The 20,372-nt window shown below is 71.3% G+C and carries 19 protein-coding genes; 7 read left to right on the top strand and 12 right to left on the bottom strand.

From position 1 onward, the window contains the following. Nucleotides 1-15 precede the first annotated feature (15 nt). The 5 genes from ACFVXG_RS01475 (at nucleotide 16) to ACFVXG_RS01455 (ending at nucleotide 5,529) form a co-directional block, all read left to right on the top strand. Entirely contained in the window at nucleotides 16-843 is an 828-nt protein-coding gene (locus tag ACFVXG_RS01475; protein WP_387923176.1) for a thiopeptide-type bacteriocin biosynthesis protein, read from the top strand. Between the two features lie 2 nt (nucleotides 844-845). Next, nucleotides 846-1,952, top strand: coding sequence for a hypothetical protein (locus ACFVXG_RS01470; RefSeq protein ID WP_387923174.1), 1,107 nt, complete (start codon nucleotides 846-848; stop codon nucleotides 1,950-1,952). Between the two features lie 269 nt (nucleotides 1,953-2,221). Next, nucleotides 2,222-3,331, top strand: coding sequence for a hypothetical protein (locus ACFVXG_RS01465; RefSeq protein ID WP_387923172.1), 1,110 nt, complete (start codon nucleotides 2,222-2,224; stop codon nucleotides 3,329-3,331). Nucleotides 3,332-3,484: 153 nt separating this feature from the next. After that, nucleotides 3,485-3,874 carry a hypothetical protein gene (locus ACFVXG_RS01460; protein WP_387923170.1) on the top strand — a complete coding sequence of 130 codons (390 nt, stop codon included), beginning with the start codon at nucleotides 3,485-3,487 and terminating at the stop codon, nucleotides 3,872-3,874. Beyond that, nucleotides 3,874-5,529: a hypothetical protein gene (locus ACFVXG_RS01455; RefSeq protein ID WP_387923168.1), complete on the top strand. Its 1,656-nt coding sequence runs from the start codon at nucleotides 3,874-3,876 to the stop codon at nucleotides 5,527-5,529. Before ACFVXG_RS01460 ends, ACFVXG_RS01455 begins: the two co-directional genes overlap by 1 nt. A gap of 8 nt (nucleotides 5,530-5,537) precedes the next feature. Here ACFVXG_RS01455 and ACFVXG_RS01450 read toward each other — a convergent pair whose 3' ends face one another. The 8 genes from ACFVXG_RS01450 to ACFVXG_RS01415 form a co-directional block, all read right to left on the bottom strand. After that, a complete protein-coding gene (locus ACFVXG_RS01450) occupies nucleotides 5,538-6,104 on the bottom strand; it encodes a DUF4913 domain-containing protein (RefSeq protein WP_387923166.1) in 567 nt (188 codons plus the stop codon). Nucleotides 6,105-6,120: 16 nt separating this feature from the next. Continuing rightward, nucleotides 6,121-7,857 (bottom strand): type IV secretory system conjugative DNA transfer family protein, encoded by a 1,737-nt coding sequence (locus ACFVXG_RS01445; RefSeq protein ID WP_387923164.1) that lies wholly within the window; start codon nucleotides 7,855-7,857, stop codon nucleotides 6,121-6,123. Further along, nucleotides 7,854-9,368 (bottom strand): ATP-binding protein, encoded by a 1,515-nt coding sequence (locus tag ACFVXG_RS01440; protein ID WP_387923162.1) that lies wholly within the window; start codon nucleotides 9,366-9,368, stop codon nucleotides 7,854-7,856. Before ACFVXG_RS01440 ends, ACFVXG_RS01445 begins: the two co-directional genes overlap by 4 nt. A 10-nt stretch (nucleotides 9,369-9,378) precedes the next feature. Further along, nucleotides 9,379-10,827, bottom strand: a complete 1,449-nt coding sequence (locus ACFVXG_RS01435) for an SCO6880 family protein (RefSeq protein WP_387923160.1) — start codon at nucleotides 10,825-10,827, stop codon at nucleotides 9,379-9,381. Next, a complete protein-coding gene (locus tag ACFVXG_RS01430; protein WP_387923158.1) occupies nucleotides 10,824-12,290 on the bottom strand; it encodes a hypothetical protein in 1,467 nt (488 codons plus the stop codon). Before ACFVXG_RS01430 ends, ACFVXG_RS01435 begins: the two co-directional genes overlap by 4 nt. Further along, entirely contained in the window at nucleotides 12,287-12,898 is a 612-nt protein-coding gene (locus ACFVXG_RS01425; RefSeq protein ID WP_387923156.1) for a hypothetical protein, read from the bottom strand. Before ACFVXG_RS01425 ends, ACFVXG_RS01430 begins: the two co-directional genes overlap by 4 nt. A 183-nt stretch (nucleotides 12,899-13,081) precedes the next feature. Further along, the gene (locus tag ACFVXG_RS01420; RefSeq protein ID WP_380407681.1) at nucleotides 13,082-13,351 is read right to left on the bottom strand and encodes a hypothetical protein; all 270 of its coding nucleotides are present in this window, start codon (nucleotides 13,349-13,351) and stop codon (nucleotides 13,082-13,084) included. A 3-nt stretch (nucleotides 13,352-13,354) separates the two neighbouring features. After that, nucleotides 13,355-13,834, bottom strand: a complete 480-nt coding sequence (locus ACFVXG_RS01415; RefSeq protein WP_387923154.1) for a hypothetical protein — start codon at nucleotides 13,832-13,834, stop codon at nucleotides 13,355-13,357. 161 nt (nucleotides 13,835-13,995) lie between these two features. On the opposite strand from ACFVXG_RS01415, the gene ACFVXG_RS01410 reads away from it, so the two are divergent. Continuing rightward, a complete protein-coding gene (locus tag ACFVXG_RS01410) occupies nucleotides 13,996-15,015 on the top strand; it encodes an NlpC/P60 family protein (protein WP_387923153.1) in 1,020 nt (339 codons plus the stop codon). 48 nt (nucleotides 15,016-15,063) lie between these two features. Here the strand turns inward: ACFVXG_RS01410 and ACFVXG_RS01405 are convergent, their stop codons facing one another. Genes ACFVXG_RS01405 through ACFVXG_RS01395 form a run of 3 tightly spaced genes read right to left on the bottom strand, consistent with a single transcriptional unit; the run spans nucleotide 15,064 to nucleotide 18,339 of the window. Beyond that, a complete protein-coding gene (locus tag ACFVXG_RS01405) occupies nucleotides 15,064-16,197 on the bottom strand; it encodes a hypothetical protein (RefSeq protein WP_387923151.1) in 1,134 nt (377 codons plus the stop codon). A gap of 16 nt (nucleotides 16,198-16,213) precedes the next feature. Next, on the bottom strand, nucleotides 16,214-17,962 hold the full coding sequence (locus ACFVXG_RS01400; RefSeq protein ID WP_387923149.1) for a relaxase/mobilization nuclease domain-containing protein: 1,749 nt from the start codon (nucleotides 17,960-17,962) through the stop codon (nucleotides 16,214-16,216). After that, a complete protein-coding gene (locus tag ACFVXG_RS01395) occupies nucleotides 17,959-18,339 on the bottom strand; it encodes a hypothetical protein (protein ID WP_387923147.1) in 381 nt (126 codons plus the stop codon). The genes ACFVXG_RS01400 and ACFVXG_RS01395 overlap by 4 nt, the downstream gene beginning before the upstream one ends. A gap of 210 nt (nucleotides 18,340-18,549) precedes the next feature. Between ACFVXG_RS01395 and ACFVXG_RS01390 the strand changes: the two genes are divergently transcribed. Further along, the gene (locus ACFVXG_RS01390) at nucleotides 18,550-18,879 is read left to right on the top strand and encodes a hypothetical protein (RefSeq protein WP_387923145.1); all 330 of its coding nucleotides are present in this window, start codon (nucleotides 18,550-18,552) and stop codon (nucleotides 18,877-18,879) included. Nucleotides 18,880-19,086: 207 nt separating this feature from the next. Here the strand turns inward: ACFVXG_RS01390 and ACFVXG_RS01385 are convergent, their stop codons facing one another. Continuing rightward, the gene (locus ACFVXG_RS01385; RefSeq protein ID WP_387923144.1) at nucleotides 19,087-19,785 is read right to left on the bottom strand and encodes an SGNH/GDSL hydrolase family protein; all 699 of its coding nucleotides are present in this window, start codon (nucleotides 19,783-19,785) and stop codon (nucleotides 19,087-19,089) included. Nucleotides 19,786-20,372 lie beyond the last annotated feature (587 nt).

The raw sequence follows: 20,372 nt of genomic DNA, 5'->3' as shown, positions 1-20,372 counted from the left end.
GAAGGGGGAACCGTGTTGACGATCCAGTCCGAGCCCTGGACGGAGGACGACGCGACCATGCTCCAGCTGCACGTCCACTTCACCGACCAGGCCGCCGCCGAACCCGCCGTACTCGTCCACCTCCTGCCCGCCCTCGCTGGCGCGCAAGACGCCGGGCACCTCGCGCACTGGCACTTCGTCCGGAAGGGCGACCGCTGGCGCCTGCGCTACCAGCCCGTACCCGACACCGACCCGAACACCGCCGAAGCCGCCCTCACCGGTGCCCTCGTGGCCGCGCGCGCCGCCGGCTCGGTCACCGGCTGGTCGCCGGTGATCTACGAACCCGAAATCCTGGCCTTCGGCGGCGAGTCGGGCATGGACGCGGCCCACGAGCTGTTCCACCACGACAGCAGCCACATCCTCCACCACCTGGCCGCGCACGGCGGGCGGGACCAGCGGCACGAGCTGGCCGTCTTACTGGCCACCGCACTCATGCGCGGCGCCAGCCAGGAGTGGTACGAGCAAGGCGACATCTGGGCCCGCGTCGCTGCCCACCGGCCCACCGCTGAGCCCGGCCAGACCGACCGGCTCGCCCCAGCGGTCCAGCGACTGATGTCCGTCGACACCAGCCCCGGCAGCGCCCTCGCCAACGGCGTGCTCGCATTCGCCAGCCCTTGGATCGACACCCACACCCACGCTGGCCAGGCGCTGCGCCGCCTCGCCCACGACGGCCGGCTGACCCGGGGCCTGCGTGCCGTCCTCGCCCAGCACCTGCTCTTCCACTTCAACCGGCTCGGCCTGCCCCCGGCCGCTCAGGGCGCCATCGCCACCACCGCCAGCCGCGTCGTCCTCGGACAGGAGTGACCGTGGCCCAGCTGACCGAAACCGCCGGCCGCTTCCCACTCGCTCCCCGCTACCGACCGCCGTGCCCGCCGCTGGCCGCCCGGGTCAGCCACCTGGGTCGGCTCGCCCAGAAGGCCGCCGACACCGCCGACACCACGTCCGCATCCGCCGTGTACAACGCCGCCGCGCTTCTGGCCAGCGACCTCGGCCTGCCCGGCCTGGCCCGCAAGCTATGTGCCGACCACACCGCGATCTTCTTCGCCGCCCGGCCGCTGCCGCCGAAGGAGGCGTGTCACTCCCTCGCACCGCTGGTCAACCTGGCAAACCTGCGGATCCGCGAGGGCGACGCCGACGGGGCGTTCCGCCTGCTGCACAAGCTACACCGCGCCGTCGCCACTTGCACCGACGCCACCGTGGACGGCATCACGGTGCCCGTCACCACACTCACCGCCAACGAGACGGACTTCCGGGAGGTCGCACAGTGGGTGCGCGGCACGTTCCTCGTCGACGGATCCCGAGCGTTGGTCCGAGCAGGCCGATGGGCGCAGGCCCGCGACCACCTCGAGCGGCCCGGCACAATCGGACGGCGCATGTTCGAAGGCCGGCAGATCGCTGTGCTCGCCCTCGCCACCGGCGGCGACACCAGCGGAGCGCTCGACCTGGTCGCCGACACCCTCCCCGGTGACCCCTGGGAAGCCACCGTCACCGCCTGCCTGGCAGCCCTGTGCCGCCGGCACGCCGGCCAGCCGTCCGCCGACCCCGCCCCGATGCTCGACGGCTACGAGCAGCACCAGCGGGAACCGCAGTTCGCCGTCTTCGACACCCGTCTCGGCCTCGCCCTCATCGATGTCGCGGGTGGCACTTCCCGGGCCGCCGCCCGCACCACCGCCCGGTCCCTGATCGTCCGGACACTGGAGCACGACGACGGATACACCGCTCGCGAAGTCCTCGCCCACCCCGGCTGCTTCGCCCTCCTGACGGACACCCAGCACCGGCAGCTGGCTGCCACCGTTGCCGCCTGCGGACTCGGCCAGCGAGTGATTCCCCCACGGCTGCGGACGGATCTCGCGCGCGCACTGGAGCGCAGTCGCTCGATCCTTGTCCGCAGTTTCGCGGGGAAGGAGGCGTGATCGTCTACGACGTCGTCCCCGCCGCGGATGGCTGCCAGTCAAGGGAGTTCAGGGTTGCGAGCCTCTGTCCTGATGCAGTGTCGGAACTGGCGAGCACCATCGGTTACCGACTTTGAGTGAGGGGCCCGCGTCGATCGGTGAACGTCGGAGGAGACCGTGCTAGACCATGAGCGCACCATGCGCTGCGTGAGCAGGTGCACTTGCCTGGAGCGTCTCGCCTTTCCTCAATGGCTTGGCGGATGCCTGGATCGTCATGAGGGAGACGGCGGATGCGCTCACCATGGTCGGCAGAGCAGGACGACATCATCCTCGGTGTTCCTCCGGCGAGGGATGAGGGGACGTGGGACCGGCTTGCCGAGGAGGACGCCGTAGCGGCCGGTCTCGTGGGCAGCGGCGCTGGTGACGTGTCCGGAACGCAGGAGATCGTGGCAGCTGGCCTCCGGGCGACGCAGCCGGACGAGCTGCCTTTGTGGGAGGAGCAGGGGATCGGCCCGTCGGAACCGGGCGAGGCGGCGGACCGAGCCGGACTGCCTGACCTCAAGGCACAGCTCCGAGAGGTCGTCGAAGCCTGGCGGGAGATCGTGCCCGACGGAAGCAGTTCGGCCGACGACCTGAGGGTGGCCCTGGAAGCCGATGTCCAGGCACTTCAAGTCCGGTGGCAGAACATTGCCGCGACTCCGGCTGCACCCGCCGTGGCGACGGTGAAGGGCGTAACGGCTTCTGCCACTGCCGGGCGTAGCGCGGAGGCGGTCAACGCGGCCCTTCGCGATGCCGACCGAAGCCATCCGGCGCTTCGAGATCTGGCAGAGTGGCGAGAGATCCGAGCCGTGCGCGAAGCGGTCGGCCGCCTCTGGGGGAGCCTCACGACGAAGGCGGGCGAGTCGGTCCATCGGCTCCTCGCCGACCGCCGTGTCTCCGAGTTCCTGCGCAGCGCATCGATCCACGCGTGCGAGCGAATCGCCCAACTCGCCCAGCAGGGAGCGGACTTCCTGCGAGCGAGGCAGGGGTCGCTGCCCACCGCCGAGGCGCTGCTCGCCCTCGGCGAGACGGCGAGTGCCTACGGCGCGTCTGCTCGGCGGCAGGCCAGCCTTCCGACGGCTGAGGCGCTGCTCTCCTCGGGCGCCACGCTGCAGCCCGTCCCTCGGAGCAGCCCGCCCTCCAGCGCCGTCGACGTTCCCGGCCTTCGCAGGATGGGCCAGGCGTTGGAGCGCCCGGGCCCGGCGGCTGCGCAGACCCGGAGAGTCTCGGCGAACGCGGCCAAAGCCAGGTCGGTCGGCCAACCTCCGCGTCGGTCGGCCGCCGGCGTCGGGGAGCAACCCGCGCACCTGCGACGCGGTGGAGCGCCCGTCCAGCCGGGGCGAACGCCAAAGCAGCCGTGAGGCAAGTCAGCGGCGCGCCCGCTGAGTTCACCCGATCCGGTGGCGCCCGGCCCGAGGCCCGCGTCGATGCGGAGAAGTCCGGCCTGCCGCCCCGCCCGGCCGTGTGAGCCGTGATTGCCTGGCGTCGTACAGCCACTGCGGGAGGACCGAAACGTGAACCCGAACTCCACTACGACGGACGACGTCGAGCAGGCAGCAGCCGTCGTCCTGAGGAGGACCGCCGCCGCCGCACACGCGCTCGCTGACCTGGCCGCGCGCGACGACCGCTACGACCAACTGGCCGCCCTGGCCACGGCCTCCTACGCCACCGAGGCCACCGCCTACCTACCGTTGCCCGACAGCGCTCCCCAGATCACCGACCGGGAAGCCGACCAGGATCTGGTGCGCCAGCTGACCGCCCTCGCCGACGCTCTCGACGCGCTTGCCCGAACCTCGCCCGACGTCCCGCAGGCGCGCGACCGCCACATGGCCGCTCTCCATACCCGCGACGCGGCCACCGCGCTGCGCAACGCCCTGCCCGTCGAGCAAGGGGCCGCCGGGTGATGGACGTTACCTGGGGCGACTTCATCACCCTCGCGGCGTCCAGGCTGGAGTACGCACTGGCGGCCCTGACCCTCGCCGACGCCGAGAGCCGCAGTACCCCGGGCCAGCACGCCGCGCGAAGTGGGGCGTTGGCGGATGTCTTCCAACTGCTCCACCGCAACACCGATCGCTTCGGCCCGCACGCCCCCGATCCGCTGGGCATCGCGGAGGGCGATGTCTCCCGGTTGCACAGCAACGTCGACATCCTCGGGCGGTTGCTGCGGGACGAGTCCTTCTACGCCTGGTCCGAGCCCGACCCCGCGGCCGCCCACTTGACCGAAGCCGTACGCTTCCTCCGCCTCGCCGGTGATCTGCTGGCCAGCCATCACGGGCCGGACGGCGAAGCCCGCAGCCCGTACGCGGCCTATCTGGACAGCGGTGGGGTCGCGCGGCACGTCGTCGCGGAGACGGCCGAACTCGCCAGTGTCGCCGGGCGGGTGGCGGTACGGATCGGCCAGCTGTGCCCGCCCGATCGCCGGGTGGTCCGCAGCCACACCGTGGCCTACCGGCTCAGGGAACGCGCGGTGCTGATCGAGCAGGCGGCGATCGGCATCCACCGCCAGCTCAGCTCGCCCCGACCGTCCACGCCGGCTCCCGGCCTTCTCCACCTCCCGGCCGCGGCCACCGCTCCGCCGCCTCCGGTCAGGCCGGGGGAGAAACAGGGCGAAGCGCTCCAGGCAGCCGCGGCAGGGCTGGAATGGCTTGCCGCCCACGCGGCGCAGCAGGCGTCCCGGAGCCTGCCGGACGCGACCGTCGCCGAGCTGTCGATCGCCGCTGACCACTCCGCGGTCGCGCATCTGCTCACCGCCCGCCTGATCGAGCACACCCGCGATCCGCTGACCGCCGATCCGGTGACCCGCAGCGTCCTCGACACGGCCGGCGGCGCCCTGCGCACAGCGGCTCAGGCCTGGCAGCAGGCCGCGGCCAGCTGGAAGTCCGGTCTCGGGAGCGCACCGGCGACCTCGAACCCCCGCTTCGTACGCGAGGCCGAGTTCGCCGTGGTCCGGCTCGGCCGCACCCTCTTCTCCTCCGGTTGGACCCGGCGCGACGGTGGCCGGCGCACCCCCAGGGCCGCGGACGAGATCATCTCGGCACCGGCCGATGCGAGGCACCTGCTGGTTGTCGCCCATGCCGTTCCCGCCTCCGGCCAGGTCCTCGCCGAACACATCCCCCGGATCGCCTCGGTCCTGGTCCAGCGCGGAGTGCTGCTCAGCTCCGACCCCGCCCACAACCCGAGGGGCAGCGCGCCCTCGGACCAGATCAAGGACGGCTGGACCAGGTGGTACCCGGCGACGTCCGAGCAGATCCACCAGGTCACCGACGCCTACAACCGGGCCCGCCAAGCGTCCGCGGCGGCGCAGACCGCGACCGCGCACGCGGCCGAGGCGGTCGGTCACCCACTCGGGCGGGCTGTACTCGACGCCGACCGGCGGAACACGCTCGGCTTCACCGGCGACCCCTCGTACGACACCCGGCGGGTGAAGGCGGCCGCCGCCCGGGCCCGGAGCACGACGGTGCCGACGCGACCGCTGGAGCCGGCCCGGATGCCCGCGAACCGGGCGGCCGAGCTGTCCCGGGAGGTGGCCGCGCTCCAAGCACGGGGGAAGACCCGGTAATTGGCCGGTCAGTTGTCGTCCTGGGTCGTGCACCAGGCACTCGGCACCGTGCCGGGAAGGCGGTGCTCGACTCGGTGTTCCCCCTTGGTGCAACCGGCGAACGGGCCGCCCGGTCCGCGGAGCGCCGCCATGCAGGGGCGGTAGTGATCGCGGTACCAGGTGCTCGGGCCGGTGTAGCCGCATACGGCGGGATCGGTGAGCTCCTGCCAGGCCAGCCACAGCGCGTGCAGGGCACCCACCGCGTCCCAGTGCTCGGTCCAGAGGTGGCACCAGCGTGCCTCGGCGGAGGGTTCGCCGAGGCAGCCGGGGACGAGGACCCCCTCCACCCACTCGGCGAGCAAGCGCAGTTCCGCGTACAGCTCTTCGCCTTCGAGGAGGAAGATGAACGGTGGGTAGCGCCAGCCGTCACCATCTTCCTCCTCCGGTGGTTGCCCCGGTTCTGTGCCGCCGGTGCGTCGGCCGGTCGCCTCCGCCGCGCTGCGAGCGAGGGCTTCCACCTTGCCGCGCATCGCGGCCAGTTCCGCCTTGAGGTCCTCGATGTCCTCGGCCATCGAGATCATGTTGGGGGTCGGCATGCCCGAACTCGCCGGTTCAGCCACGGCGTTGTGCCTTCCGCTCCTCCCAGGCGATGCTGGCGCGCTTGGTGATCGAGGCTTCCTCCGTCTTCATGGCCGGGCCGAGGTGTGCCATGGCCTTCTCCTCGTACCAGGGCCGCAGGGCGATCTGGGCGACGGGCATGCCGGTCGCCAGCAGCAGAGCGGTGCCGCGCTTCATCGCACGGATCTCAGCGGGTTCCAGGATCTGCTCACGGTGTTCGCTGATGGAGGTGGAGCCGCCGTCCCGGCTCTTGGTGTAGGCGCCGCGGGTGACTTCGTGGTTGCCGACCAGAGCCGCGATGTCGTTGACGAAGCGCGGGTCGTCCAGGCCCACACCGATGATCTTCTTCGTGCTGGCGCCCCAGAGGGCGTTCATGCCTGCTTCGCCCCAGGCCCGTACACCCTGGGCGAAGCTCTGGAAGATGCTGAGCGCGGTGATGCCGCGAGAGCCGAGGTGGCTGTAGAGATCCGGCAGGTCGGCGATGGGACAGATGTTGGCGACCTCGTCGAGGACCGCGCGCATCGGCTCGGGCAGGCGTCCGCCGTGGCGCTCTCCTGCCTCGGAGGCAGCGGTGAACACGGAGTCGGTGAGGGCGGCGACGATGGCGGAGGCGGCCCCGGCCTTCTTGCTGAGCAGGTACAGGGAGTCCCGGCTGAGCGCGAACTCCTCCGGCCTGAACTGCGGACGATGCCGGTCCGGGAGCATCCAGGCGAGTACCTTCTCGTCGCGCAGCGCCGAGACCGCGGTCCGGGCGTTCTGGTAGATGCCGGACTGGGTCTCCTCGGCGATGTTGATGGAGCTGTCGACCTGTTCGGCGAGGACTTCCTCGTGCTGGTAGAGGATCCGCAGCGGCGCCCGCTCCTTCGGGTCGGCCAGCCACCGGAGCACGTCCCGGACGGTGGCGCCGTCCCACCAGGCGGCGCGGAACATGCCGACCAGCAGGTCGCTGGCGCCCTGGGCCCAGAACGGGTCGGCGGTATCGCTCTTGACCTGGGCGATGAAGTGCGAGGCGAGGCGCTCGGCGCGGTCGAGGGTCTCGGCCTCGGCGATGATGTCCCACCACCAGGACCGCTCGACCTGGGCGATGCCCTGGGTGTCGAAGGCCCAGGTGGTGCCCGCCCTGCAGCGGGAGGCGAGCGTGGCGGCGTAGACGTCGGGCTTGTTGCTGGTCACCAACAAGGAGGCCGGCGCCTCTTCGGCGACCGGGATCGCCAGCGTGCTCGACTTGCCCGTGCGAGGGGCCATCAGGGCGAGGTAGGTGTCCTCGTCGGAGCCCCGGAGTTCGACACCGGTGGGGAGGTGGTCGCCGAGGAGCACACCGCGGTCGCGCGGGGCGACCTTGCGCGGTTTGACGTCCCGGAGGGAGGCGCGCAGTCGGGTGGCGGTACGGGCAGCCCGCTCGGGGGTGAGGTCGCGCACCTGGTGCAGCGTGGCGAGGTGGGAGGCGTTGTGGAACCAGCGCAGGCCGGCCCACAGACCCCAGACGACCCCAGCGAGGACGGCCAGGTCGAAGAACGCGGCGCCGAGCCCGCTGGCGGTCGGGGAGTGTGCCCAGACGGAGTGCCAGTCTCGCGTCATCTCGAAGACGGTGTACGGGCTGAGCGGCGGGGCGTCGGCTTCCACGAGGACGGCGCCGACGGCGGCTCCGGTCCAGGTGGAGGCGGACAGCAGGACCGATCCACCCACGAGGATGCCGCCGGCGAGCCACATCCGGTCGCTCTCGGTCATCATCTGCGGGCGCTCCCGGGCTCGTTGTCGGCCGAGTCGGTGTGGTAGAGGCGACGCTCGGTCGCGGTGAGTTCCATGGCGGCGGCGATGCCCGGACGGGTGCCCAGCTTGATCAGGTACTTTCCACGGCCCGGGTGGATCTGGTCGGAGGTGTCGAGGCCGGTGCTGGTGGCCGAGGCCCAGGATTCGATCATCATGCGTTCCTGCTCGGTGAGGGCCCGTCTGCCCGAGACCCGGCTGAGCTCCTCGCCGGTCGAGCCGCCGATCACCCAGGTGTCGCACCGGTCCATCAGCCCCCTTGCCTTCGCCCGGTCCTCCTCGGTGGGGAGGGACTCGGAGTCGAGGGTGGAGTGGGTGGCGTAGATGCTGACGTCCTCCGTGGTCCGGTTCAGACGGCTGATGGCGTCCATCGCGTCGACCAGGCCGGGGCCGGCGCGCAGGGCCCGCCACATCTCGTCCATGGGGAGTACGAGCTTGCGGCGCATCAGACCGAGACTGCGGGCGCTGTCGATGGAGGAGTAGGCGTAGGCCCAGCTGGCGATCATCCCGGCGGAGACGACGTCGTTGCCCCGGGCCCTGAGCGCGCTGATGTCGACGGAGACGGCCGGTGCGTTCAGATCGATCGGCGAGGTGGTGGGTCCGTCGAACATCCCCTTGAGCGGGCCACCGACCAGGTTGTCCAGGCCGGCCACGATCGAGCGGGTCAGATCGAGGTACGTGTCGCCCTCGGCGGCGAGCTTGGCCCGTAGCACCTCCGGGGCCTGCCGGAGTACGGCGGTGACGTCCGGAACCACGGGATCGGCGCCCGGGACGGCGTCCGCAGCGAGTTGGACGGCGGTGGTCAGCGCCGAACGCTCGATCTCGTTCGCCTGGCGGCCGAGCCCCACCCGGGTTGCCAGCAGGGCCCCGAGGGTTTCCAGACGGCGGCCGGTGAGGACGTCGAGCAGGGCTTCGCGCTCGACAGCGGGCAGACCGGGCAAGCGGTGCTTGAGCGGCCCGGAGTCCAAGGGGTTGATCCGTTCGGTGCCGGTGCCGATCCGCAGGACACTGCCGCCGAGTTCGCGGACCATCATGGCGTACTCGCCCTTGACGTCGGCCGGAACACACGCCATGTGGCCGTAGGCGACGTACACGAGGCAGATCCGTTTGATCAGGGCGGATTTGCCGACTCCGGGCTGCGCCATGACCCAGACGCCCGGGTTGGTGGTGAGCTTGCCGGTCCAGCCGGAGGGGTCGATGCACACCAGCTCTCCGGTCAGGACGTCACGGCCGACCGGAACGCCGCGCGCGGGCAGGCCCGCGCCCAGCAGGAACGGGTCGATCAAAGCGATCTGGCTGGTGGGGCCGGTGTAGACGGTGCCGGTGTCCTCCACCGGTACGCGGCCTCCGAAGGGCCCGCCCCAGCCCAGCCGCGGGGCGTGGATCCTACGGCGGTACCCCAACTGCCGTGCCCCGCCCGTGGGAGCCGTGTCCGGGGTCCACCGGGGAGTGCGGAACTGCGCCTTGTCCGACATCGCAACTCCTCTACTTCACGAGGGGGTTGTAGCCGATGGGCAGGCCGGCGGCGAAGACGGCCGCCTGGGCGCCGAACGCCGGCCGCATCCGGATCCCCCGGGTTCCCGCGACCGCGAGCTTGAGTTCCTGGAGGGCGGCGGGCAGTGCCGAGGGCGTGTCGGCGGTGGTGGTGACCCACAAGGTCCAGTCGACGACCTGGGCTCCACCGGCGACCTGCCGGGCGGCGTTCTCCGCACGCTGGTAGTCCGCCTTCTGGCTCCACTTGGCGCGGCCCTTCACTTCGGCGGTGGCCTGTGCGCGGTGCTCGGCGGCGGAGATCTCCCGTTCCAGCAGCGCCTCGCCTTCGTGTGGATCCAGGACCCGGTAGCCCAGGGTGATCCGCCGTCGGAAGCGGCCAGGGGCCAGCAAGGGCAGCAGCGTGCTGTAGGGGATCGGGCGGCGCGGCATCTCCTGGAGTACCCAGCTGGCGGACACGGCGCCGTCGTGGGCGTAGGACTCCACCCAGTCGTCGGCGGCGGTCGGGCCGCACTCGCCCCACTGCAGCTCGTCGAACTGCTCGTCCCGGGCGAGGGCCACGCCGGGGTCGTAGGCGGAGCGAACGATCCGGCGCAGGTCGGTCGGGGTGGTGCGGCGCACGATATCCGTGCCGGTGCCGCTCAGGTCCAAGGTGTCGACCACTCGAAGGGTCTCACCGACCTGCTCGGCCAGGTCCGTCGGAGGGTTGGCGGTGGCACTCGGATCGACGGTGACGCTGAGCCAGGAGGCGACCTGGGCGGTGGCCCGCGGTGTGGTGCGCACCAGTTCGTCGATGACGTCCAGCGCCAGGCGGGGGGCGTCCGACCGCCGCCGGTGCTGGACGTCATCGGCCAGGGCCTCGCCCGCGCCCGGGGTGATCTGGATGGTGACCGAGGCGCCCTTGATCTGCTCGGCCGTCGACATGGTGTTGAGGACCTCGCCCCAGGTCCGCAGCCCGGAGCGGACCGCACTGGTGGGCGCCATGAGGCTCCCCCTGGGCGCGAGCAGGGTGGAGACCGTTATCCGGCCGGTGGCACGGTCGTGGACCACGCCCACCCTGCGGCCGCTGGTCGGGTCGTGGGCGGCGATCAGCGAGGAGCTCGCCCCCACCCCCGGCAGGTCGAGCGCGTAGGGCTGGGGGAGGAGGACGCGCCGGTAGGAGGTCGCCCCCGTGCGGTAGCCGCGCTGCCACGCCAACTTGGCCCGGTAGTAGGCCAGCGCCGACATGCCGTGCCTGCGGACGGCCGCCAACCCCACGACCGCTCCGGTCAGCGGAAGGGTGACGAGCAGGCTGGCCGGGTGGCGGACGCCGATGAGACCGTCCGCGGTCAGGACCGCTGCCGCACCGATCGTCGCCTCCTTCGACAGGTTCCCCATCCCGAAGGAGCGACGGGTGCGCAGGCCGCTCACCATCAGCCCGTCCGGTACCTCGTGGGCACTCACAGCTGTCCCTCCGATCCGTTCCCGATCTCGCCCGCGCCGCGCTGTACAGCGCTGTTCAGCCCGTCCAGGACCTGGATGGCAAGGCCCGCCCCACCCGCTGCGGCGCCTGCTGCTCCTGCACCCGCTGCGCCCGAGGCGAACCCCGAACCGCCGGAGCCCGGTGTGCCGTCAGCGCCGGTCGCACCGTCAAGGGGCGCAGCTGGTCCGGGAACCCGGGCCGCCTGGTTACGAGCTGCCTGGGAGAGCGCATCGCCGCCCGTCGACGACTGCTCGTCGACGCCTGGGCTCGTCGACATCGACTGCTCGACACGGCGGGCGTGTTCGACCGCGCTGGTCGCCCCGCTCCCACCCTCGGCGCCCGCGCCTTCGGAGTCAGCGGCCCCACCGTGCCCTCTGCGGGAGGCGTAGGCCCCGGCGGCCGACATGGCGGCGACCGCTCCGCCCGAGCCCATGGCGGTGCCCACCTCATCGGCGACCGGTCCGAAGATCCGCACCAACGCGGCCGGGGCGAGCGCCCCGAGCAACAGGGTGGTCAGCCCGCGCAACCACTCGACCACCGAGTCGGCATGGCCGAACTCGGCGAAGCCGGTGCAGATGATGACCGCGTCCATGGGTCTGTAGAAAATGCCGATGAGGATCGACCTGATCAGCAGTGGAGCCCACTTGCGGGTGGTCTCGCCGCCGACCCGGCCGGCTCCGGCGATCGGCAGGAGCAGGCACTGGATCGGGATCGCGGAGTTCCGCAGGAAGATCAGTACGAGCTGGACGAAGCCGACCGGCACCAGGACCAGCAGGCCGCAGATCACGATGAACGGGTTGACCACGTGGGGGACCAGGATGTCGACGATGTGGCCGGTGGCGGTCCCGGTGTCGCCGAAGGTGCTGTCGACCAGCCCGTCGGTCAGCGCGTCGCCCGCCCTGAGCAGTAGCGCGACGCCCGCGATACCGCCCACGCACAGCAGGCAGTTCTGCAGCCACCCGCTCAGGGCCTGGCCCAGGTGACGCATCTGGCCGGTGACGGCCATCCGCCCGATCTGCCACATCAGGCCGACCGCCGAGATGATCAGCCCGAGCCACACCATCACGCCGGCCAAGGTCGCGTGCTCACCGAACAGCCCGGTGTCCTCCAGCCGCAGCGACGGCCCCTGGAGGGCGACCGTCAGCGTGAACTTCACCAGCGCCTTGACGAAGGCGATCCCGGCCTTGAGCAGCTCCCCGATGGTGGAGTCCCAGACGCCGTTCCACTCGGCCTCGATGGTCCGGTCGACGGTCTCGCCGATGTGCTCGCAGTGGTGGCCGTCGGTGAGGTAGTCGTAGGCGCCGACCACGCCGTAGTCACAGCCCGCCTGGGCGAGCGAGCCGATGATCCCGGGTTTGTCGTCGGCCGCAGCGGGCGGGGCGAGCGCGATGACGCCGCACAGGGTGGAGAGGGCCAGCAGCAGGGCGGCGAGGCGGTTCCTCACGAGGCCTGCCTGATCGCGGTCCAACCCTGTGCGTTGAAGGCGGGATCGCCGGGCGCGGCGATCTCCGGCGCCGAGCCGGGCGCCGGGGACGCGCCGCCGGTGGGGTCGAGCTTCCAGTCCCCGTCCCGCCACACCACCCCGATCGTGCCCACCGCGTACGAGACGGCCTCGGGCTTGGTCTCACCGGCCTTCTGAGCGGTGCGCAGCAGCAAGTGGGCGGTGACCGCGTCGGGTTGGGCCTGGACGAGCTTGAACCCGACCAGGTGGGTGCGCACCCAGGCGCCGGCCGGCAGCGGGCCCGATTCCGGAAGGCCCATCGTGGAGCGGGCGCGTGCGTCGGCCTTCGCCGCGCCCTGGCGGATCCGCTGCTCCCTGGCCGGGGTCTGATCGGAGGCCGCCGTGTAGGTCGTGTAGAAGGTGAGCTGTTCGTCCACCAGGGTCGTGGCGCCCTCGACGTCGAACCCGGAGGAGGCGACCAGCATGCCGATCGCGCCGTCGGTGCTGTGCGGGAAGCCGACTTCGCGGCCCCGGACGGTACGGGAGCCCCGGGGCGCGGCGAGCCACCGTTGGGGTTCGGTCCACGTCGGCGGCAGGCTGTACGTCGACACCGGTACGGGGGTCGGTGCGGCTGTGGTCGCCGGGGGTGGGCTGGGCTGAGCCCTCGACGGCTGAGCATCGCCGCTGGACAGGGCTGCGTAGCCGGTCAGGCCGACGACGGTGGCGAGCAATGCCCCAGCGCCCCACAGGGCAGAACGGGAGAGGAATCCGTCCCTGCTCCGGGTCCGCACCGCTCAGCCCACGATGCCGTTGAGAATGCTGATCAGCGAGCCCGACAGCAGGATCGCCGCGACTCCGGCCCCCATCCACTTGAACGGTTCGCTTCCACCGCCGTGGCGGCTCTTCTCGGCCGTGGCGAGCTTGAACACGCCGAACCCGGTGGCGAAGACGCCGGCGAGCACGAGCAGCCACAAGCCGTAGCCGAACAGGGTCGAGACCATGCCGTCCATCCCGGGGATCTTGGTCGGCTTGGCGGCAGGGATCAGGTCTTCCGCAATGAACATCTGTCACTTCCCTTCAAGCTGGGCGCGCAACCGGGTAGCCGCGCGCGCCACGACGGCATCGGCCAGGGCGTCCTCCGCTCGCTCGACCGAGCGGAGCACCGGCAGATAGGGCAGGAAGGCGGTTCCGGCGAGGCGTCCGCCGAGCGCGCGGAGGCGGTAGCGGGCAGCCGGCGCGGGACGGGCGGGCACGTCGGCGACCACGACGAGCCAGGGCCTCGGCACGACGCCCGTCGGCCAGCCCTGGACGATCGCCTCGACTGCGGCAACGCCGTAGACGGTGCTCGGGGTGACGAGCACTGGTTGGACGCCGTAGGGCACCGGTTCACCCGGCCCGAGCCCGCAGGCTCGTGTGCCCCGACTGTCTTCTCCGTTGAGCATCCGGAGCACGACCGCGGAGGCGATGTCGTATCCGTGGACCGGCATCACTCCGTACAGCGGGACGATGCGCGTGCGCTGAACGGGTGCCACCGGATTGGCCGTCACGTCGCAACCTCCCCAGGCTTCTTGCGTTGGCAGATCGAGCTCCTTCGACCACAGAGGGTAGCGTAATCATTCGACTGCATGGCGTAACGGCTTCGGCTGTTAGGAAGGCACGCGCAACCGCCCGTTCGGACTCATCCGTGTACAGCGCAAGGGGGATCCCGGTGAAGAAGGTCCTGATCGGTTTCGGCGGACTCCTCGTCCTGGTCACGGTCTGTGCGGTGCTCGCTCTGGCAGCGCTGTCAGGGGTCGCCGAAGCGGACCGAGCGTCGGTGAACGGTGTGCCAGAGGCGTACCAGCCCTGGGTGTACCGGGCTGCCCGACAGTGCCACGATCCGGGGCTGACCTCGGCCCTGCTCGCCGCCCAGCTGTTCGAGGAGAGCGGCTTCCGTGCCGATGCCCGCAGTCCGGCCGGCGCCGAGGGCCCGGCGCAGTTCATGCCGGCCACCTGGGCGACGTGGGGGCGCGATGACGACCACAGCGGCTCCGCGTCGCCGTACGAGATCGGGGACGCGGTGATGGCACAGGGTCGCCTGATGTGCAGCCTGCTCGCGCAAGCGAGGGCATCGGGCATCGCCGACGACCCCCGGCGCCTGGCGCTCGCCGGCTACAACGCGGGCTGGGCCGCAGTCCAGAGCTGCCGTGGTGTGCCGCCCTACGGCGAGACGCAACGCTATGTAGCCGACATCATGGGGAACTTGGGCCGCTTCGGCGAAGCCGGCCGGATGCCGGAGATCGCCGGTGGCGTCGTCGGCCCCGCCGCCGCGAGGAAGGCCGCCACCCAACTCGGCGTGCCCTACAGCTACGGCGGCGGCAGCCCGGCCGGTCCCAGCCGCGGCCACTGCGACGGGGACGACGGTTTCCGCGGCGGCGAGTGCCTGGCCGACACCACCCTCGGCTGGGACTGTTCAGCGCTGGTCCAGTACGCCTACTGGCCTGCCCGCCAGCTCCCCCGTACCGCTGCCGAGCAGTACGCCGCCACAGCCGACCACCCCGTCGCCCAGGCCGAACTCCGAACCGGCGACCTGCTCTTCTGGCGCCACGGGAACGGTCACGTCTACCACGTGGCCCTCTACCTCGGCGACGGGGCGATGATCTCCGCGCCGAAGACCGGGGACGTCGTCAAGAAGGCCCCCATCGCCGACATGCCCGTCTCCGACTTCGCGGGCGCCACCAGGCCGTGAGCGGCGGGGCAGGGGGCGCATTCCCTGGAGGGATCGACCGCCATGTCGCTACCTCGAACGCCCAGCGCTGGGGCGTGGGACGCGGGTTGGGTGGTGAGGGGTGTTGGGGTTGAGGGGTGCTGTGTTCCGCGTTCGTGGGGGAGGTCCGGCTGCTGCTGATGAGGCCCTTGCCGCGCTGGTGACGACTGGGCCTGATGCGAGGTCGTCGTGTGTCGGGCGGTGGAGGGCCTCGACGGTGGCTTGGAGGAGGCGGGTGGTGAGTTGGGAGACGGGGCCGGCTTCCCAGCTGCGGTCGCGCATCACCCGGACGAGGTGGTTCGGGACGGAGCGGCCGTCGTCCTGCATCCGTGCCATGCGGGCGGCCAGCAGGGGCCATTGGCGGGAGGTGACCAGCAGCCCCGCCTCGCGTTCCCGGCCGGGCATCGCCTCGTGGACCCAACGGACGAAGCGGGCGTTCTCCGACTGGCTCACCCCCAGCTGCGCCAACGCCCTGCGGCGGTTTCCGAGGTCGAGGTCCTTCGGCAGGTCCAGCCCCACCGTCAGCGGGCCGTAGGAGCGTACGGCGTCCCGGCTCGGCGCGGCGGCTGACCGTTGCGGAGTGTTGAGCGTCCGGCTGACCGCTCGATCGATTCCGAGGCCCTCGGCGTAGGCGGCGGCCAGGACCTGCCGGACGTCGATGCCGTGATCATGGAGGTCCTGCATGGTCGCGGCGATCTCCGGCCAGGTGGGGGAGGCCAGGATCGCCTCGCGCACCGGACCGGGGGGAACGGTCGCGCGCAGCACGCGCGCCCACTCCTGCGTGCGCTCGGCCGCGACCCGCGCCGAGTTGGCCACGACCGCGTCCCGGACCGAGCCCGCGAGGTCTCCCACCTGCGGCAGGAACTGGTCCAGGTCGACACCGGCCTGGCGCAGCGCGACCAGCTGCTGCGCCATGGCCGGCCAGTCCGGGCTGGACATCAGGGCCCAGGCCACGTCCGGGGCGAGCCGGGCCTTCAAGTCCCCGGCCGCCTCCGGGAGGGCCTGGTCCAGCGGCGGCAGTTGGCGCTCCCCGCCCGCCCTTCGCTGCGCCGCACGGCGTACTGCGTCCGCGACGGCCAGTACCAGCCGCACGGCCATCGTGGAGGTCTGCACCGCTTCGCCGACGGCTTCGGCGAAGGGTTCGCCCGGGTAGGGCATGGTCATTGCGCTCTCCTGTCTTTCAGCGGCCCCGGGTGGGGCCGTCGGTTCCATGGCCGGGGGCAGGTTGTGCCTCGGGTGAAGAACGTGGGATCGCCCTCGGGGGTCGCGGTGGTGTGGTGCCGGCGCGTGGAGCTGCTGGAGCTGGTCCCGCGTCCAAGGGGACGCCGTGGGCGGCGGCCCAGCCGTCCAGCCTCCAGGTGAGGACCTGGGCGACGGACTCGGCCGAGTGGAGCTCGCGTCGGGTGGCCACCTCGGTGAGGACTGTTGCGGGGTTGAGGCCGTGCTGTTCGAGGGCGGCCAGTCGTCCGCGCAGGGCGGGCCAGGCGGGGTCCAGGAGCACTGCTGATGCGTGAGCGGGGACGGCTTTTGCCAGCACGTCGGCCAGCGGCGAGGGTTGGCGGGATGCTGGCGTCGGTGGCGATCCCGTCCGCCTCGTGCGCGGCCGGGTTCCAGTGCCGGCCGACGCCCCAGCGGTCCGTTCCACGGCTTCCTGTAGTGGTCGGCTGGTCCGGGCCGCGGCTTCGGCCTGGAGGCGGTAGCCCTGTTCCTCGTGCCAGAGCTGCGCCGCTCTGACGGCTGTGACCAGGGCCAGGAGGAAACCCAGGAAAGCGACGGCGTCGTTGCGGCCCGAGGATTCGGCGGCGGACAGGAGGATCCGGACCGAGGAACGGAGCAGCAGCCGCGCTTCCCCATCGAGGTCGCGGCGCCCCGGTGCTCGCGCGGCCCGCTCGAACTCGGTCGCGGAGGCGCGCAAAGCCGGTCCGACGAGGGGTGGTGCGCTCGCGGCCAGCACGACGAGGAGGTCGCCGAGGGCGGCGACGTCACCGGCACCCTGTCGGCGCCCACCGGCGCCGAGGCGTTCGGAGACCATGTCGAGATTGAGTTCGAGCGTCTGCCAGAGCGCCTCCGGCGAAACCTCCGGCGCTGGGACCGGGATCTGCCAGCGTTCCCGGACGCGGGGGAGCGAGAGATCGTAGGCCAGGCTCGAGCCCGCGAACCACACGGCGCGGTGGCCCCGGTCCCGATCGCCCGGCAGCGCGACCGCATAGCCGGCCGGGGCGCTGTTCTGTGTGTCAGCGCGCTGGGCGACGCGCACTCCAGAAGAGCGGAGGCGGGCGAAGAAATCGTCCTCGCCGGCCGCGGAGGCCGCTGCCATACGGACGGTTCGTTCGAGTTGGTCGCGTGCACTTTCCGCCAGGTGGCGCCGGGAGGCCTTTCGCGTCTCGCCCGTCGTCGGCCAGCGCTTCGCGGTGCGGTCCCCTGACGCCAACTGGCGCAGATTCCACCGGGTCTCGAACTGCCGGGCGAGCTGTTGCATCCGGACGATGTCCTGCCGCAGGTTCGGCTGGATCCCGTCCTGCCGGGCCTTCGTCGCGACGATGTGGATGTGGTCGTCAGCATGCCGGACCGCGACCCAACGGCAGCCCCACAGATCACCGTGCGGCGCGATGCCGGCAGCGTCCATCATCGCCTTCGCGACCTCGGCCCACTGCCCGTCCGTCAGGAGCGGATCCTCGGGAGCCGTGCGTACGGCGACGTGATAGACGTGTTCGGCGGGGGCGTTGCTGGGGAGGGCGTGCAGCGGCGCGTCCAACAGCAACGCCAGGTCCCCGACCGTCATGTTCGCCGACCGCGCGGGATCGGGCACCGACGGCGCCCACGCGGCGACCAGCCGAGGGTTCTCGTGCTCGTCCCGCTTCCCGGGACCGTAGAGGTAGAACAGAAGTCCCGCGGTGTCGTTTCCGCCCTTCGCCCTCTTCGGGATCACCAGCGTGACGCTCGCTCGCGCATCACCTGAAGCGTTGCACGATCCACCCGCTGCACGGCCTCCTCGACGAGGTGAGCGATCGGTCGGACACCGCTGTCATCGCTCAGCCCGATCGACTCGCAGACCCGCACCAACTCGCCGCGCGACCGGATCAGCTCGGCCAGGACATCCCGGGCGTCCGCCGACACCGGCACGAGCTGGTCCTTGGCCACCGCCAGGGCCTTGCGCGCCGCCCACGCGGACACGGCCATGCCGTCGCGCTTCGCGGCCTCCTGCACGATCGTCAGCTCAGCATCGTTGTAGGCCAGGTTCACCCGATTCGACCGCGGCGACCGCATCTGCCGCTCCCGACGCCGTGCTCCCTGCATCGCACTCACCCCTCGCTGCTCCTCGGCTCTGTGAGGACGTTTTTTCACGGGTGCCGGAGTGCCCTCGGCCCTCGCCGGACTTGCCGTCTCGCCACTCTGGTTCGCCATCGAATTACCTGCTCGTAGATACGCCGGGGCGATGGCCGGGAATCACCGATACGAGTGATCCCTGAGAGCGTGTCCGAGAGGGTCGGGAGTGCCGCCTCTACGATTCCCGGCATGACGAGAGAAGACGAATTCCTGCGGCGGATGCGTGAGATCCAGGAGGACCGGGAGAAGGCGATCGTGCCGCTCGCCGGCCTCATGGCGGAGCGCAAGCGGTTGAAGGATCAGCTGGCCGAGACAGAGGCGCCGTACGGCAAGGCGTATGCGGCTGCGGAGGCTGCGGGTTGGAGCCCGGAGGAGCTCTCGCGATTGGGCGCGGAGGCGCCCGCGCGTCGCCCGAAGGGGAGGCCTCGGAAGCACGGTGCAGGTATCAAGACCGCTATTCCCGGTCCGTTGTCCGGTGCTGCGGACGGAACCGCGACGTCAGGCCTACATGTCGGCTGACGGGGAGTTCGTCGAACGGTTGGGCACAGCGAGTTAGTGTTCGTTGTTACATCGGTGGCGAGGAAGTATGTAATGCTTCCCGCGTTCGCATGGAGGGTGTGCTCCATCCTGTCGCGGTCCTCAGCTGGGTCCGGAGTGGGCCGGGGCTGCAGGGCCCCGGCCCACTGGTGTGTCCGGTTCGGGTGCGGGGCCGTGCGGGTGGGTGGCCTACTGGTTGAGGACCTGCTCGATCTTGGCGGCGACGAGGCGGGCCTGGGTGTCGCGGCCCTTGTCGTTGGGGTGGGCGTACCACGGGAGGGTGGTGTCGCCGAACTTGAGCTGGGAGGGTTCCAGCAGGCCGCCGATGCCCCGGTTGGCGCCGTCGCAGGCGGTGTTGCTGCCCGTGTGCGGGTAGAGGTCCGCGAAGCCGGCGTCGGCGTCGACGGCGGACTTCCTCATGACGTCGTCCAGCCGCTTCTGGACCTGGTCGAGGAAGGGCAGGGCGTCCTGGGGGATGTCGGCGAACGGCAGTTCCGTCTGGCCCGGTGCCGGGGTCTGGCACTTGGTGGTGTCCGCCGGTACGAGCCTGGGGTAGCCGACCAGGGCGGGCTTGGCATCGGGGGCGAAGTACGCGATGCGGTCGAACATTTCCTCCAGGTCCCATCCGACCTGCTCGAACCGCTGGTCGAGCCACTGCTTCCCGTCACCGGATTCGAAGTACTCGCGGCACGTGGCTGCGGGCTGGTCCCCGTCCACCGGTTCTCCGGGCATCAGGCTGCCCTTCGTGCGGAGCTTGTCGGAGCACTGCTTCAGGATGCTGGTGAAGCCCAGGGTGTTGCCGCCCATGCTGCCGACGACCAGTTTGGTGCCGCCGTTCAGCGCGTCCTGCTGCGGCGGGACCTTCAGGTCGGCGTTGGGCAGCGTCACCTGCTCCTCCCAGAAGTTCCGGACCTGTGCGCCTTCGCAGGAGACATCTGACTGGACGTCGAGGGTGATGCCCTTGTCGGCGAGGCGCCGGGTGGCGACGGCCGGGTAGTTCTCCTTCGCCTGGAAACAGAAGAGCCTCTGGCGTCGTTCTCGTTGTTCACGGGCGCGATGCCGTAGTTGGAGGTGTAGGAGTCGCCGAAGAAGACGGTCGGTACCGGGATGGCGGGCACCGCGCCGGCGCTGCCCGCCGGGCGGCGAGCGCCAAGCAGCTGCCCAGTGCGACGGTCGCGGCCGCCAGCCGCCGTACCGCCGGAGTTCCCGCCGTCCTGCGCTTGGCCGAAGTCATGGCTGTGCCCTTTCATCGAGACGTGAGTGAATGAGGCATAGCGATCCGTGTTCATTCATAAATAGAGTGCGATGAATCGGTGGGCGCCGACCGCAACTGGACATGTTTCCGGGCAGCCCCCTTGGTGCGTGTCCATCGAGCCTGGTCAGCGAGGGCTCCGGGGAGGCGCGGACGACGGCTGCGGATGCGATCTTCACCCGAAAGGCGGAAGCGCCAGCGCCGTACAGGGTCGTGGCAACCG

The sequence above is a fragment of the Kitasatospora sp. NPDC058162 genome (genome assembly GCF_042884005.1).
GTDB lineage: Bacteria > Actinomycetota > Actinomycetes > Streptomycetales > Streptomycetaceae > Kitasatospora.
Note: the sequence above shows the minus strand (reverse complement) of the source record. Positions and strands in the feature narration are given on the sequence as shown.

What these genes read in the sequence shown, in the direction of transcription:
- ACFVXG_RS01465 (WP_387923172.1), top strand. Translation starts at nt 2,222, where the DNA reads ATGCGCTCACCATGGTCGGCAGAGCAGGACGACATCATCCTCGGTGTT.
- ACFVXG_RS01455 (WP_387923168.1), top strand. Translation starts at nt 3,874, where the DNA reads ATGGACGTTACCTGGGGCGACTTCATCACCCTCGCGGCGTCCAGGCTG.
- ACFVXG_RS01450 (WP_387923166.1), bottom strand. Translation starts at nt 6,104, where the DNA reads ATGCCGACCCCCAACATGATCTCGATGGCCGAGGACATCGAGGACCTC.
- ACFVXG_RS01445 (WP_387923164.1), bottom strand. Translation starts at nt 7,857, where the DNA reads ATGATGACCGAGAGCGACCGGATGTGGCTCGCCGGCGGCATCCTCGTG.
- ACFVXG_RS01440 (WP_387923162.1), bottom strand. Translation starts at nt 9,368, where the DNA reads ATGTCGGACAAGGCGCAGTTCCGCACTCCCCGGTGGACCCCGGACACG.
- ACFVXG_RS01420 (WP_380407681.1), bottom strand. Translation starts at nt 13,351, where the DNA reads ATGTTCATTGCGGAAGACCTGATCCCTGCCGCCAAGCCGACCAAGATC.
- ACFVXG_RS01405 (WP_387923151.1), bottom strand. Translation starts at nt 16,197, where the DNA reads ATGACCATGCCCTACCCGGGCGAACCCTTCGCCGAAGCCGTCGGCGAA.
- ACFVXG_RS01390 (WP_387923145.1), top strand. Translation starts at nt 18,550, where the DNA reads ATGACGAGAGAAGACGAATTCCTGCGGCGGATGCGTGAGATCCAGGAG.